A 13,804-nucleotide genomic window follows, 5' to 3' on the forward strand; every position below is an offset into this window, starting at 1 on the left:
TGCTAACCCTGCTTTTATGGATCTAGAACGTTTCACCACCAAAGCCGCTGAGGCCCTGGATCAAACAGGCAAACTCGTACAAAAACGCGGGCATGCCTCCCTCACTCCTCTGCACCTTCTTTACACTCTGCTCATTCAGGAGAGCGGCATCGTACCTGGACTTTTCAAGAGCATGGACCTCGATGTGAATGCTCACTTAAAACGTCTCGAAGAAACCTTCAAAGCCTATCCAAAAATCAGTGGCAATTATCGCTCACAAGTCTCCCCAGAGCTCGCAGAGGTTCTGGAACGAGCTGAAAAAGAAGCGCGCGACCTTCAAGATGAATACATCAGCACCGAACATCTTTTGCTCAGTCTGCTCAAAGACCGTAGCGTGACTCCCATTTTGCCCCTCAAACGAGAAATGGTTCTCGAAAAATTGAAAGCCTATCGAGGCAGCCAACACGTCACCGACCAAGACCCAGAAAACAAATATCAAGCCCTCGCAAAATACACCATCGATTTCACAAAGCTCGCTCGCGATGGCAAGATCGATCCCGTGATTGGACGCAACGAAGAGATTCGCCGCGTGATGCAAATTTTATCTCGACGCACCAAGAACAACCCCGTGCTCGTGGGCGAACCTGGAACGGGTAAAACGGCCATCGTCGAAGGCCTGGCCAAAAAGATCATCGATGGAGATGTGCCCGAAAGTTTGAAGCGAAAACAATTATTAGGCCTAGACTTAGGTGCCTTGCTCGCAGGCACCAAATTCCGGGGTGAATTTGAAGAACGTCTCAAGGCCATCATTAAAGAAATTGAAAACTCTGACGGGCAAATCATCCTTTTCATCGACGAACTTCACACCATCGTGGGTGCCGGCGCCGGTGAAGGTTCCACCGATGCGGGCAACTTACTGAAGCCAGCCCTCGCTCGTGGACAACTTCGCACCATCGGTGCAACGACTTTAAAAGAATATCGAAAGTACATTGAAAAAGACGCCGCGCTCGAGCGTCGCTTCCAGCCCGTGATGGTGGAAGAGCCATCACAAAAAGACGCGCTATCCATTCTGCGCGGCATCAAAGAAAAATACGAAGTACACCACGGCGTGAAGATCCGCGACAACGCCCTCGTTGCCGCAGTAACGCTGTCGAGTCGCTACATCACCGACCGCTTTTTGCCCGACAAAGCCATCGATCTCATGGATGAAGCCTGCTCTGTGATTCGCATTGAAAACGACAGCATGCCCACAGAAATCGATCAGCTGCAAAGACAAATTCGCCAACTTGAAATCGAACGTGAAGCACTTAAAAAAGAAGCCGATCCCGAATCAAAAAACCCAGATACCTCTGCGCAAAAACGCCTCAAAACTTTGGAAAAAGACCTCAGCGAATCTAAAGAGAACCTCAGTGTTTTAGAAACAAAATGGCGCAGCGAAAAAGAATTGATCGACCAACTCAAAGGCATCGATAAACAAATCGACGAGCTCAAAATGGAGGCCCAAACACTGGAGCGTCAAAGCGACCTCGCACGTGTCGCTGAAATCAAATACGGAAAGATACCTGAACTCCAAAAACAAGCCGAAGAATCCAAGGAAAAACTTCGTGCTCGCCAAGGCGAAGGTCACCTGCTCCGCGACGAAGTGACGGAAGAAGACATCGCTGCCGTAGTGTCGCGTTGGACCGGAATTCCAGTGAGCAAAATGCTCAGCACAGAAGCTGAAAAATTAACTCACATGGAAGAGGAACTCGCACATCGTGTGATCGGACAAAAAGAAGCGATCGGCGCCGTATCAAACGCTGTGCGCCGCAGCCGCGCCGGCATCCAAGACGAGAATCGCCCCATTGGTTCTTTCATTTTCCTCGGCCCTACCGGCGTGGGTAAAACCGAGCTCGCCAAAGCTTTGGCTGAAAGCCTTTTCGACGACGACAAACGCATCCTCAGACTCGACATGTCCGAATACATGGAGAAGCATTCCGTCGCTCGGCTGGTCGGCTCACCTCCAGGTTATGTAGGCTACGAAGAAGGCGGACAACTCACCGAAGCATTGCGTCGTCACCCCTACTCCGTGCTGCTCTTCGATGAAATCGAAAAAGCACACCCAGATGTCTTCAACATCCTTTTACAAATGCTCGACGACGGCCGCCTCACCGACAGCAAAGGCCGCACCGTGGACTGTCGCAACACCGTCATCATTCTCACGTCAAACTTGAAACAGGACCAACTCAAGACAGCCTTCCGTCCAGAATTCTTAAACCGTATCGACAGTGTCATCGTCTTCCACAAACTCGACCCCGAGCACATCGGTGAGATTGTCAAACTTCAACTTAAAAAAGTGGCGGACCGTCTCGCTCGCCGTGGAATCACACTCAAACTTTCTAAGACAGCCCTCGCCCATTTTGCCGAAGCCGGCTATGACGAAGACTTCGGGGCTCGCCCGCTCAAACGCCTCATTCAAAACGAACTGCTCGACGAACTTTCCCTCCGCATTTTGGAAGGCAAAATCAAAGAAGGATCAAACGTGGAAGTGGAGTACAAAGATGGAAGCATCCAGCTCAGCTAGAGGTTACTCACACCAGGGCCTCCGTTATTGCGAGGAGCACCTTCTCCTCCAATGTTGGGGTTTTCAGCCTGTAATCTGCGAGCACTGTCAGTCAAACTAACCGATTGAGCCTTGAGCTGAGCAGCCATTTCTTTAGCCGTGAGTTCTTTAGGTTTCATCTCGACTTTTCCAAGGATTTGGTCTCTCAAAATCACGCTCTTTTGAACACCACTGCCTATCACTTCACCGTTCGCAGCACTTTTAGCGCCGTGAGCAGGAGTTTTATATTCCACGGAAATCGCTCCATTGGGGGTAGTGGGATTGTAGGTTTCAGTCACTCGAGCTTTCACCCAAGTTCCTAGCTTCATGTAAGGCAGACGAATGCGGATTGTATCCCCTCGACTGAGTTCCGAGACTTGAACTTCACGCACCGTCTCTTCCATCGTGGGACGAGAAGCAGGTCCGGCAGGAGGGGTTGGCTTTGAGTTAGGTGCCGTTGGAGGCACTGATGCCGGTGCAGCAGGTTCAGAAGCAGGCGCTGAAGATTCGGTGGGGTTTTGAGCTTTAGGTGCTTGAGTGTTGAGCTTGGGCCCAGAAGCAGATGTGGAAATTTTAGTGGATGACTGGTCTGGAAGTACTGGAGTATTGAGCTTGGGCCCAGAAGCAGATGTGGAAATTTTAGTGGACGACTGGTCTGGAAGTACTGGAGTATTGAGCTTGGGCCCAGAAGCAGATGTGGAAATTTTAGTGGACGACTGGTCTGGAAGTACTGGAGTATTGAGCTTGGGCCCAGAAGCAGGGTTGAACGTATTTGGAGCTACACCAGTTGAAACTTTATTGAAGGCTTGGGCTCCAGCTGGTTTAGGGCTGAATTTTGGTATAGATGTAGGAGCAACCGGAGGCATACCGCCTGGAGCTTGCGGAATGGCAGGAACCGCTTGCACATGAGCAATCGCGCGAAGTCCCAGTACCACTCCTGTGGTGTGCATGAGGTCACGCCAGAAGTTGGGATCACGCATGGCTTCCGCTTCATTAGCAGAAAGCAATCCTGCTGCGTCACCCAAAGAAAGTTGTCCAGCACTGAGAGCGTGCATGGCAAGTAGCTCCGAGCCCACTTCTCCAGCAAGCACTCCGGCATAAGCTGCGCCTCCAGCATTTCTTCCAGCGACATTTAGACGTCCCAAGAAACGACTGGCAGGTGCCGTGGCTCGTTGAAGCAGAGAAAACCGAGTGAGTGTTTGCCCATTATTAAGGGCTTGAGCTCCAGCGGTTTGTCCCCGAGTGAATTGTTGAACCTTCCCAAGCAAATACAAAGTGCTTGCCATGGTTCCCACTTGATAAAGAGCATCCCGTGCCCCCTCGGCAGTCGTGGGATTGAGGGTCGTTCCATGCAACAAATGCTGGGCTTCTACAAAAAAGGCAGCATGACCAATGTTACGTCCAGCAAGTGCCAAGCGTCCACCCGTATAAGCATTCGCAGCAGACAACTGTGTCATCAGACCTGTAGCTCCCGCTCTTCCTACCGCTCCTGTCAGGTGAGCTCCGGCGGCGGTGCTATTCAAGGCAGCACCAGCCTGTCCTCCCAGTTGAGCAAAAGGGAGCCCCGTGCCAAAAGCACGCGTTCCAAGTCCAGCGATGCGAGCGCCACCCGCAGCTGCAGCCGCTCCGGAAGCAAGCCCCGCAGTAGCGGCTTGTATGACAGCAATTTCAGCCAGAGTTTTAGCGACAGAAGCAGCCGTATCGGTGTTTTCTTCTTTCAAGTCAAATGCTCCCCACCCTTCAGTTTGAGCCAACGCACCCATGGCCGCAATTTGACGAGTGCTGAAGCCATCTTTCACCATTTGCTCAATGTCCATGGATCCAGCAGTCGTCTCTCCATAAGCCCCAAAAGGCAAGATCAAAGACGAAAGAGGGCTACTGAAATACTTATCATAAATCGGCTTGGCCCGTTCCGCTTGAAGCTGAATTCTCGCACGGTTCTCGAGCACTAGACGAACAGTGGTATCTACATAATCCACTTTATCTTTGTAGAAGCCAGTATTATCCGGTTTTTGCATTCTTTGGAAATCGGCATCCTCGAGGCCTTTTCCCTTTAAAGCTACATAAAGTCCCGCACGAATTTGTCCTCCTTCTTCTTCATCCAACTCACCAAAACGCGCCTTTATTTGTTCCTTCGTGGCCTCTGAACCCGAAAGTTTACCATCAAGGGCGCTCGTGCACAGCTCACGAAGTTCATCGTAATGCTTGGTGTTTTTGGCAGCCATGATTTTAGCCAAGAACAATTGCTCAGCCCCACCCAATTTGTGATCTTTTTCAAAAGGAGGACTCAAAAGAATGTCGTCAGAAGACTCGATGAGCCCCTTTCTATTTCCATAAGCTCGCGCTCCAACTCCCTGCATTTTTTCAGAAATAAAAGAGGAGCCGCCCAGAAAGGCCGCTTGATCCCCCCTAAAAGCATTCCAAATGTTGTTGGCGCCCAAATTTTCGTCTCCATTTTGATACTCTTCAAACAGACGGAACTCCTCTTCATGGGCAATAAAATACTTTTTGAAATCCAATTTTTGACCCGGTTTCAACTCAAAAACAGAACCCAAAGGATCGGAGACCTGATCGGACCCAGCAAGATTCTCAGGGAGCCGAATTTCAGTCAAAGCTCCATTTTTCAGCTGCTCATAATAATGCTTGATGGGATTTTCCACAGTCTTCCCATCTAAAATATCTTGGGGGTACTGATAAGCAATGGCCAAGCGAAGCGCCTCGAGCACATGCCAAGAAGCCACATACACTTCTTCATCGGTGTCGTTCCAATTGCTGAACATCTCTTGCCATTCTTTACGACTGGTACCCTCTTGAATGTGTTGATCCAAATCTTCTTGATCATCATCATCAAAATTTGCGGTCATCACCGAAAAGGCCGTACCCACCATGTCAGAAGCCAAAGACCGTCGAGTGAAAAATTCCAAAGAACGTTTGTTGGATTCAAACCAAGGCTGAAGTTCAGAGGCAAGTTCCTGAGGATCAATGGCACTCAACTGTTCAAATAAATAAGGCAAAACCTTAGAGTCACCGGTTTCATGCTGCCCCTGAAGGAGAGCACTCTGCAGGCGCCAAAAAGCTTGAGTGGAGGCGTTCGCCAAAGGATCTTTTTCCATCTCTTTCATCTGTCGAAGCACTCCATTCTTGGTTTTTGTGGACAATTCTTGAAGCATTTGCATGGCCTTAGCAGGATCTCGTTGTCCAAGTTTTTCAAGAATAGCTCCCAACACCAGTTCTTGATCCTCAGCATTGAGTTGAGACAGTCCTTCAAAAAAAGGATCAATACCAAAGGTTTCGTAATCCTTCAAGAGTTCCTGAGTGACAACGCCGAATTCAACACCTTCATCAAACTGACGTGAACTAGGAATCAAATTGCCATTTTCTGTACGAGAGTAAACATAGGACTCTTTAGTACCCCTCAATGGCAGGGGTTGAACGCCTGGCTCGGGATTCGATTCTGACTCATTACCTGGCTGAGAATCAGGTTGAGTTCCGGAATCAGGATTCGCACCATCAGGGTTTTCACCTGGAGCAACAGGAGGCACAGGAGCTACTGGAGGCGCTTCCTTTTCAAAATCAATAATCACCAAATTTCCCTGACATCCATTTTTCATTTGAGCATAAATACGCCCCTCTTCCCAACGGAAAGCTACATTTTTAAGTTCAAGCTTGCTGCGCATTTCTTCGGGAATGGAGAGTAAATCTCCTCCCACCGTCACACGGAAGTTTTTGACCGCACGGCCCTTGAGTTCACGAGCAAGTCCCTCACCGGCATTCAAATCATCCACAGTGGAAGCTTCCATTTCAGCCGCAATTTTTTGACGAACCTCCTTGCTTTTTAGAGTTTCTCCATCCAAATGCATAGACCCCATCAGCGCCTCAGCAGGGGAATCTTCCCCAGAATTTACCAGCTGAGAAGCCATCATGAGCTCAACCATTTCAGATTTTTGAACGGGCATTTTACTGGGATCTTTGCCAAGCAAATCAATCAAAGTGGCAGTCACTTCCGTTCGCCAAATCTGACGGGCATAAACCAAGGCACGTTCCTTTTTTTTGTTTCCTTTGTTTTCAATCAAAACACTGGCCAAAGCTCGACGCTGGTCGGCATTTGGGAACAGTTTCTGACTGAGTTCTGAGTTTCCTCCCCACGCTTGCCACGCATTCGAAAGATCAGCCCACTCTTTAGGGGTCAACTTTCCCAGAAAAGCAGGGTCTTTCAATTGCTCTTTCACGGACTTCAAAGCCTTGTCCACAATGCCAAAAGTACGCTCCATTTCTTTTTTCTCAATCAACCCTTTTTGAGCCCGCTTTTCATAACGATCCAGCATTTTCCCAACAGGTTCACTACTGGTCTCTTTTAAGGATTTTAAGACTTCAGAAGCCATACGTTTTTTCGTTTTAATCTCGTAATTTTAGCACAATTTTGCCTTTTTTACAAGGAGCTACTAAAATAACGACATGAATAAAAAATCCATCCGCTGGCAACAACGTTACGAAAATTATATTCGAGCCCTGAAACAATTGGAAGAAGCGGCAGAAATCATCCAGCCCAGCCCTGTAGAACAAGCAGGACTCATCCAGTTTTTTGAAATGACTTTTGAATTGGCCTGGAAAACCTTAAAAGATCACCTGGAGAGCAAAGGGCAGCTTCTCGTAAGCCCCAGAGATGTGCTGAAACAGGCTTTTCAAAACGGCCTCATTCAAGATGGAGAGCAATGGCTAAAAGCTCTGCAAAGTCGAAACCTAACGGCCCATCTCTACGACGAAAAAAAAGCTCTAGAATTGTTTTCTGAAATCAAAACCAACTACCTTCCTATTTTGATCGATTTAAGAAATCATCTTAAAAATGAACTCTAAAAAAAACCCCCCGCCCGGATTGACAGAAAAAGAGTTGAACGAACTTAAAAGCTGTTTCGAAAAACACAAAGACCTAGATGAAGTGGTCTTGTTTGGATCGCGTGCCATGGGCAATCACAAACCCGGCTCCGATGTAGACTTACTGCTACGCGGCGTCCTCGAAGAAAACACTCGATTTCAAGTCCACGACTATTTAGAAGAAGAATCCTTACTCCCCTACTTTTTTGACATTCTTACAGAAAAGGACCTGAGTAACCCTGCCCTTAAAAAACACATACAAGAATTTGGGGTTGTCATTTATTCGAGATGATTCGCTATCTCTAACAAAAAACCCCAGGTCGACTTAGGTCTTCCCAGGGCTTTTTGTGATTTCCCCTTAACCCCATAAAATGGGTTTCATTTGTACTTCAATACGCAAATTCCGTATCGTTCTTAGCCACCACGGTGATCGGCAAAACATAGGTCACTTCATTTTGAGTGGGCTTCACCATGTCTAAAGTAGCGGCTTCAATCATTTCCATGGAACGAGCACGAAGCGAAAGCATATCCGTCACTTCTCCATCCTCCACCAAAGCCTGACGATCCTGTTCCAAATCATTGAGCGTGTAACCGTTCATCGCATTGCCGTTGAGCATGGTCAAAGAAACCGTTCCCATTCCCACCATGGCCAAGACCAAGAGCGTTCCAACAGAAGCCAAACTCAGCTTTTGATGACGCAGAAACAAGTTCTGAAGGGAAGCGGGCAGATAAGAAAGCAGAGCAGGCATGGCGTGGATCGTTTGTTAGCGTGGTTCAATGGGACAATTTTTCAGCGGCGCGTAAGACGGCGCTGCGAGCTCGCGAATTGCGAGCCACTTCTTCCTTTGAAGGAAAGATCGGCTTTTTAGTCAAGAGGGAAAGGCTCTTCAATCTAAGGACTCTGGCTCCAAATAGGTCAGTCGGATCGCGGAGGTCTGTGGCAAGTTGCTTGAAGGTCTGCTTAACAAAGCGATCTTCAAGAGAGTGGTAACTCAGCACAACCACGCGTCCGTGAGGAGCTAAAAGCTCAATCGCTTGATTGAGACCAAGCTCCAGGGCCATAAGTTCCTCATTCACCTCCATACGGAGGGCCTGAAACAATTGGGTTGCCCGGTGTCGACCGGGTTTTCCTCTCCCAAGTACACGAGTGACAAAGTCTGCGAACTGCAAGGTCGTCGTAAACGGCGTCTTCTTGCGGTCGGAGACAATGGCGGCAGCCAATTTGCGAGAAGCACGCTCTTCACCAAGGTGAAAGAACACATCTGCAAGCTCACCTTCACTGTACGTGTTGAGCACATCGGCGGCCGTTTTGGTCTGGCGTGGATCAAAACGCATGTCCAGCGGGCCTTCTCTTAAAAAGGAGAAGCCACGGCCGGCGTCGTCGACGTGTGGGGAGGAGAGTCCTAGATCAAAGAGAATAGCATCCACCCGGGATGCCCCTTCCCTCTTGAGCCGATCTGTCAAAGAGCTGAATGAGTCGTGGAAAATCGTGAATTTTCCTCCGACTTCCTTTGCCACTTCTTCGAGTCGCTTTTTGGCGACTTTGAGATTCCGTTCATCCTTCTCAAAAGCGTAGAGTTGCCCATTCGGTGCGATGCGCTTCAGGATCTCAGAGGAGTGTCCCCCGAGCCCCAAGGTGCAATCGACAACCGTCATCCCGGGTCTTAAGTTCAGAAGTTCCAGGGACTCCGTGAGAAGCACTGAATCGTGCTGAGGAGCGCCTTTCCCTTCCGCCTTAGACTCTGGATAAATTTGTTGCACAGGCTTGTATAAGTTTTTTGAACGTGCGTGGAAAGTAAGACCACCCTAAGACGGCGCTGAATTGCCGTCAATATTTATTTAAATTTCCACATCATTTTTGTACACAATTTTTATGCACGCGTACCGGGAAAGGCCGCCATTTAAACCTGTTACGGCAGCTTTAAAACGCGCAATTAAAAATACTTGCCTTAAGGGCGTACCTGTTGTGCAACTATTTTGAACAAGCGAATGCATTTGTGCTTGTATTTTAAGCAGAGCCACTAGCCCTAGTGGTGCGGCCTCACTCACCTATTCAAGTTTTATATTTCCATGCTAAGCTCCGCTCATTCCATCCGAACGCCATGAAAGACCTTCTCGTTTTTTTCCTCTCCATGGTGCCCGTCACTGAGCTACAGGGGGGCATCGCTTATGGACTCACCATACTGGACCTCCCCCCTTGGCGCGCCTGTCTTGCAGGAGTTTTGGGGAGCACCACCGTGGCCTTCATGCTCATTCTAGGCCTAGACCCCGTCACTCGCTTCGCACGCAAACACATCGCATGGATCGATCGATTCTGTCACTGGCTTTTTGAACGCACTCGGGCCAAATACTCCCCAAGCATGAGCGAACTCGGCCACTTGGCCCTCTTCACTTACGTCGCCATTCCCACACCCGGCAGCGGCGCCTGGACAGGAGCCCTCATCGCCTACCTCTTTGCCGTTCCTCTCAAAAAAGCGGTCCCTATTTTAGGCTTCGGCCTGGTCGTCACCGGCCTCATTGTGACCTTTGGGGTGGAAGGATTGCTGCTTTTGTTCCGCCCCACGGTAGAAGAAGCTCCCACTCCAGAACCTCAAGTTTTTATAATGACTGAAGAAGATTTGGAATCGCGCAAGGATCAAAAAGAGCACTTGCTTAAAGAAGGAGTGGTGCTGACGCTCGATGGCGAAGATTGGAACATTCCCGCTCAAGAAAAAGATTTGATTTTCAGCAAAACCGAAGCGGGCGTGCATCTGCAACTCGACGAGCCCTTTATGAAATACGTACTGCAAACCGCTCAAACAGAAATCAATCGCAAGGCAGGGAACCTCACCCTGCTCCAAATTTCAGAAGGCCAAGTGCAAAGCGAAAACAAACCCTACAAAGTGGATATAGAAGGACAGGTTCTGGAAGGGCGAAAGGTACATCCTATATTACTCCGCGTGGCCCTCATGAAAATGCTGCAAGAAGGCCAAACCGCTCAGGAAGTACCGGTGACTCGCACCGCCGGAAAAATCCTCAATCAAACAAGTCTGGATTTAGGCCCCTTGGAAGAAATCGGTGTGGGAAAATCCTCCTACTGGGGTTCTTCGCCCGAACGCGAATTCAACATAGAAAAGGCTTTGACCGAGCGCTTCAATGGCATTGTGATCCCTCCAGGAGCTGAGTTTTCTTATGTAGAATTTTTAGGCCCCATTGAAGGCTCAGGATGGAAACAAGCCTACACCATTTTTCAAGGCACAAAACTCGAAAAAGCCCCTGCCGGAGGCGTCTGCCAAGTTTCCACCACTGTGTATCGTGCTGCCCTAGATGCGGGTTTAGAGATCACCGAGCACCGCAACCACAGCCTCTACGTCATTTATTACCAACACTTTGGCGATGGTTTGGATGCCACGGTTTTCCCCGGGGAACAAGATTTCAAATTTGTGAACAATACCTCCAATCATATGCTTATGGTGGCCCAGGAAGAAGGCTACAAAGAAGCCGTGCTGCGTTTTTACGGTGAAAACGACGGACGCAGCACCGAGCTCTATGGTCCTTACACCGCCAGCACCCAAACGGAAGAAGTGATAACAGGTGTAGGAGCATCTCTGGGCATTGGGCAAATCGCTTGGAAATACATCCTCACCCACCCCGATGGCACTATAGAAAACCAGTGGCTCCTTTCCGATTACATGAGCCCCGCGCAACAACATCGCGGGGAAACTCCCGGGCTTTTGGATTACTAGACTGCAAAGCCCGTTGAAACCGGAAAAAAAATCGCTATACTGAAGCGCGATTAACCCCTTCCTCTAATGCGTGTTGCCATCAATGGTTTTGGCCGAATCGGACGAATGATTTTTCGAGCCAATTTGATGAATCCTAAAATAGACATCGTGGCGGTGAACGACCTTGGCGATCCCACTCAAACCGCGCACTTGCTCAAGTACGACTCCAGCTATGGCATCCTTCCCATGGACGTTAAAGGTGAACTGGGAAAACTCACCGTGACTCGACCCGACGGAGGCAAAACGGAAGTCGTGCTGGTACAAAATCGGGACCCATTGCTTTTGCCTTGGAAAGATTTAAACATCGACCTTGTCATTGAATGCACCGGGGCTTTCACCAGCCGCGAAGGAGCCAGCAAACACATCCAAGCCGGTGCCAAACGCGTTATGATCTCCGCTCCTGCCAAAGACGAAATCGATCATACTCTCGTGATGGGAGTGAACCACTTGGACTACAACCCCACCAAAGATTTCATCGTGTCCAACGCCAGTTGCACCACCAACTGTCTCGCACCGGTCGCCAAAGTGCTCAGCCAAAGTTTCGGCATCCAGCGAGGGCTCATGACCACTATCCATTCCTACACCAACGACCAAAATCTTTTGGACAACGATCACAAAGATCTGCGCCGCGCGCGGGCTGCAAACCTCAGCATGATTCCCACTTCCACAGGAGCCGCCAAAGCCATTGGACTTGTGCTGCCCGAGCTCGATAAGAAATTCCATGGCATCGCCATCCGCGTGCCCACCCCCGTGGTTTCTTTAGTGGATTTGACTGCAGAACTCAATCGAGAAGTCACCGCCGAAGAAGTGAATGCTGCCATGAAAGCTGCCTCCGAAACTCCCTTGGAACAAGGCGGTCTCAAAGGGATATTGGGCTACTGTGAGGCCCCTTTGGTTTCTGTCGATTTCAAAATGGATCCGCGTTCCAGCATCTTCGACGCGCTCGAAACCCAAGTGCTCGGCAAAACCGGCAACTTTATAAAAGTGCTTTCTTGGTACGACAACGAATGGGGCTACTCCATGCGCTGCATAGATTTGGCGGCCTATATGGAAAGTCGAGAGTGAAAATTGATCTGTAAATTCCTCCCCGGGGAGGAATTTTAACCTGCAAGAAATTTTGGGTCATTAGAGGCTATCTCAAAAAAAGGGAAGAGCAAGAACGCAGAGTGTTTTAAGCTGAAAGAGCTGAAGACGAAGGAGGCTTAGCTGGGCTAAGTCGACTGAGGATGAAGCTTTTGTAAGCAAAATAATCCAGTTCTTACCTTTAAGAGTAGAAAGGACGGGCACGAAATCAGTGCCGTCCTAAATACTCTGGTCTTTTTTTGAGATAGCCTCTATTCACATAAGCACCCTTGCCCCTACCCTGGAAAGTCGCTATAAAGGAAGCATGAGCGAAGCACGTAAAAATCAAATCCTAAGTGCCATCATTGAGCATTTTGTTCAAACGGCAGAACCGGTGGGCTCAAAGACCATCATTTTGACTTACAATTTTAAAGTCAGTCCCGCAACCGTACGAAACGACATGGCTGATCTGGAAGAACAAGGCCTCATCATGCAGCCTCACACCTCCGCCGGACGCATCCCCACCGACAAGGGGTATCGCCTTTATGTGGATGAACTCGCGGATTACGAACAAGCTCAAACATTGGCAGAACAAACTTTGGGCAAACTGTTGCACGCGCACCGCACCGAAAACGCCAAACAAAAAGTGCATGCAGCGGTGAGCCTGCTTTCTCAAGCGAGCCCCAACATGGCTTTCGCCACCATTCCCGACAACACCCGAACATTTTTCATGGGCTTTTCAAAAATGCTGCGCCAACCCGAATTCATGGAGGCACCTCTCAAAGCCAGCCAAGTCATGGAAGTGATTGAAGACCAAAATCACTTTTTAAAATCCTTGCAAAAAATCGATTTGGACCGGGAGCCGCGCATCCTCATTGGTGAAGAAAACTTGCTGCCCGGCATAGAAAGTTGCTCCATCATTTTTAGCCATTACAATTACGACGGCTACCAAGGCCTCATCGGCCTTTTGGGCCCCAAACGCATGCCTTATGCCTACAACAGTTCTGTGCTCGGCAAAGTGCGCGATCTTTTAGAAAATAACCTTTTGTAAAATGACAGACAATTCCAATATTTCCGAGCAGAGCATGAACCAATTACAAGCAGATTTAGCCGCAATGACCGAAACGGCCAAGCGCGCTCTCGCCGATTTACAAAATTATAAACGCCGCACCGAAGAAGAGCGCGCCGAGCTTCAAATCTATGCCAACATGAAGTTGCTACAAGCCCTCTTCCCTGCTTTGGACAACTTTGCGCGTGCCTTCGCAAATGTCCCAGAAGATCTGAAAAACAACGAGTGGGTGAAAGGAATTGAGGCCATTGAAACTTCGCTAATGAATGCCCTAAAAGGCCTGGGTCTAGAAAGTATTGAACAGACTCAAACTCCCTTCGATGCCAACCTGCATGAAATCCTTTTAGAAGAAGATGGAAACGAAGGACAAGTGATTCAAGTGTTTGAAAAAGGGTATCGTTTCAACGGAAAAACACTGAGGCCCGCAAAAGTCAGCATCGGCAAAACAGAAAAATAACCCTAGAAAAGGTAAAGAAA

10 protein-coding genes are annotated in these 13,804 nt (G+C 48.9%); 7 read left to right on the forward strand and 3 right to left on the reverse strand.

The window, feature by feature from the left end:
* Positions 1–16: 16 nt before the first annotated feature.
* On the forward strand, positions 17–2,542 hold the full coding sequence (locus IPG41_02845) for an AAA family ATPase (protein ID QQR55466.1): 2,526 nt from the start codon (positions 17–19) through the stop codon (positions 2,540–2,542).
* Here the strand turns inward: IPG41_02845 and IPG41_02850 are convergent.
* A complete protein-coding gene (locus tag IPG41_02850) occupies positions 2,539–6,942 on the reverse strand; it encodes a hypothetical protein (GenBank protein ID QQR55467.1) in 4,404 nt (1,467 codons plus the stop codon). The genes IPG41_02845 and IPG41_02850 overlap by 4 nt on opposite strands.
* Positions 6,943–7,015: 73 nt before the next feature.
* On the opposite strand from IPG41_02850, the gene IPG41_02855 reads away from it, so the two are divergent.
* Both IPG41_02855 and IPG41_02860 read left to right on the forward strand, forming a co-directional pair.
* Positions 7,016–7,414: a nucleotidyltransferase substrate binding protein gene (locus IPG41_02855; GenBank protein ID QQR55468.1), complete on the forward strand. Its 399-nt coding sequence runs from the start codon at positions 7,016–7,018 to the stop codon at positions 7,412–7,414.
* A complete protein-coding gene (locus tag IPG41_02860; GenBank protein QQR55469.1) occupies positions 7,404–7,724 on the forward strand; it encodes a nucleotidyltransferase domain-containing protein in 321 nt (106 codons plus the stop codon). Before IPG41_02855 ends, IPG41_02860 begins: the two co-directional genes overlap by 11 nt.
* Before the next feature lie 97 nt (positions 7,725–7,821).
* Here IPG41_02860 and IPG41_02865 read toward each other — a convergent pair whose 3' ends face one another.
* A complete protein-coding gene (locus tag IPG41_02865) occupies positions 7,822–8,181 on the reverse strand; it encodes a hypothetical protein (protein QQR55470.1) in 360 nt (119 codons plus the stop codon).
* Between the two features lie 25 nt (positions 8,182–8,206).
* Complete coding sequence (gene rsmH / locus IPG41_02870) at positions 8,207–9,193, reverse strand: 16S rRNA (cytosine(1402)-N(4))-methyltransferase RsmH (protein QQR55471.1); 987 nt, start codon at positions 9,191–9,193, stop codon at positions 8,207–8,209.
* Positions 9,194–9,534: 341 nt separating this feature from the next.
* Between rsmH and IPG41_02875 the strand changes: the two genes are divergently transcribed.
* The 4 genes from IPG41_02875 to IPG41_02890 all read left to right on the forward strand — a co-directional run bounded on the left by IPG41_02875 (position 9,535) and on the right by IPG41_02890 (position 13,784).
* On the forward strand, positions 9,535–11,157 hold the full coding sequence (locus IPG41_02875) for a VanW family protein (GenBank protein QQR55472.1): 1,623 nt from the start codon (positions 9,535–9,537) through the stop codon (positions 11,155–11,157).
* 66 nt (positions 11,158–11,223) lie between these two features.
* Entirely contained in the window at positions 11,224–12,261 is a 1,038-nt protein-coding gene (gene gap / locus IPG41_02880; protein ID QQR55473.1) for a type I glyceraldehyde-3-phosphate dehydrogenase, read from the forward strand.
* Positions 12,262–12,583: 322 nt separating this feature from the next.
* The gene (locus tag IPG41_02885) at positions 12,584–13,309 is read left to right on the forward strand and encodes a DeoR family transcriptional regulator (GenBank protein ID QQR55474.1); all 726 of its coding nucleotides are present in this window, start codon (positions 12,584–12,586) and stop codon (positions 13,307–13,309) included.
* Position 13,310: 1 nt separating this feature from the next.
* Entirely contained in the window at positions 13,311–13,784 is a 474-nt protein-coding gene (locus IPG41_02890) for a nucleotide exchange factor GrpE (protein QQR55475.1), read from the forward strand.
* Positions 13,785–13,804: the final 20 nt, after the last annotated feature.

Source organism: Candidatus Peregrinibacteria bacterium (genome assembly GCA_016699145.1).
Lineage (GTDB): Bacteria > Patescibacteriota > Gracilibacteria > UBA1369 > 2-02-FULL-48-14.

Excerpts from the sequence above, each read along its gene's own strand:
- IPG41_02845 (QQR55466.1), top strand. The coding sequence starts at position 17 with ATGGATCTAGAACGTTTCACCACCAAAGCCGCTGAGGCCCTGGATCAA.
- IPG41_02850 (QQR55467.1), bottom strand. The coding sequence starts at position 6,942 with ATGGCTTCTGAAGTCTTAAAATCCTTAAAAGAGACCAGTAGTGAACCT.
- IPG41_02855 (QQR55468.1), top strand. The coding sequence starts at position 7,016 with ATGAATAAAAAATCCATCCGCTGGCAACAACGTTACGAAAATTATATT.
- IPG41_02860 (QQR55469.1), top strand. The coding sequence starts at position 7,404 with ATGAACTCTAAAAAAAACCCCCCGCCCGGATTGACAGAAAAAGAGTTG.
- IPG41_02865 (QQR55470.1), bottom strand. The coding sequence starts at position 8,181 with ATGCCTGCTCTGCTTTCTTATCTGCCCGCTTCCCTTCAGAACTTGTTT.
- IPG41_02875 (QQR55472.1), top strand. The coding sequence starts at position 9,535 with ATGAAAGACCTTCTCGTTTTTTTCCTCTCCATGGTGCCCGTCACTGAG.
- gap (QQR55473.1), top strand. The coding sequence starts at position 11,224 with ATGCGTGTTGCCATCAATGGTTTTGGCCGAATCGGACGAATGATTTTT.
- IPG41_02885 (QQR55474.1), top strand. The coding sequence starts at position 12,584 with ATGAGCGAAGCACGTAAAAATCAAATCCTAAGTGCCATCATTGAGCAT.
- IPG41_02890 (QQR55475.1), top strand. The coding sequence starts at position 13,311 with ATGACAGACAATTCCAATATTTCCGAGCAGAGCATGAACCAATTACAA.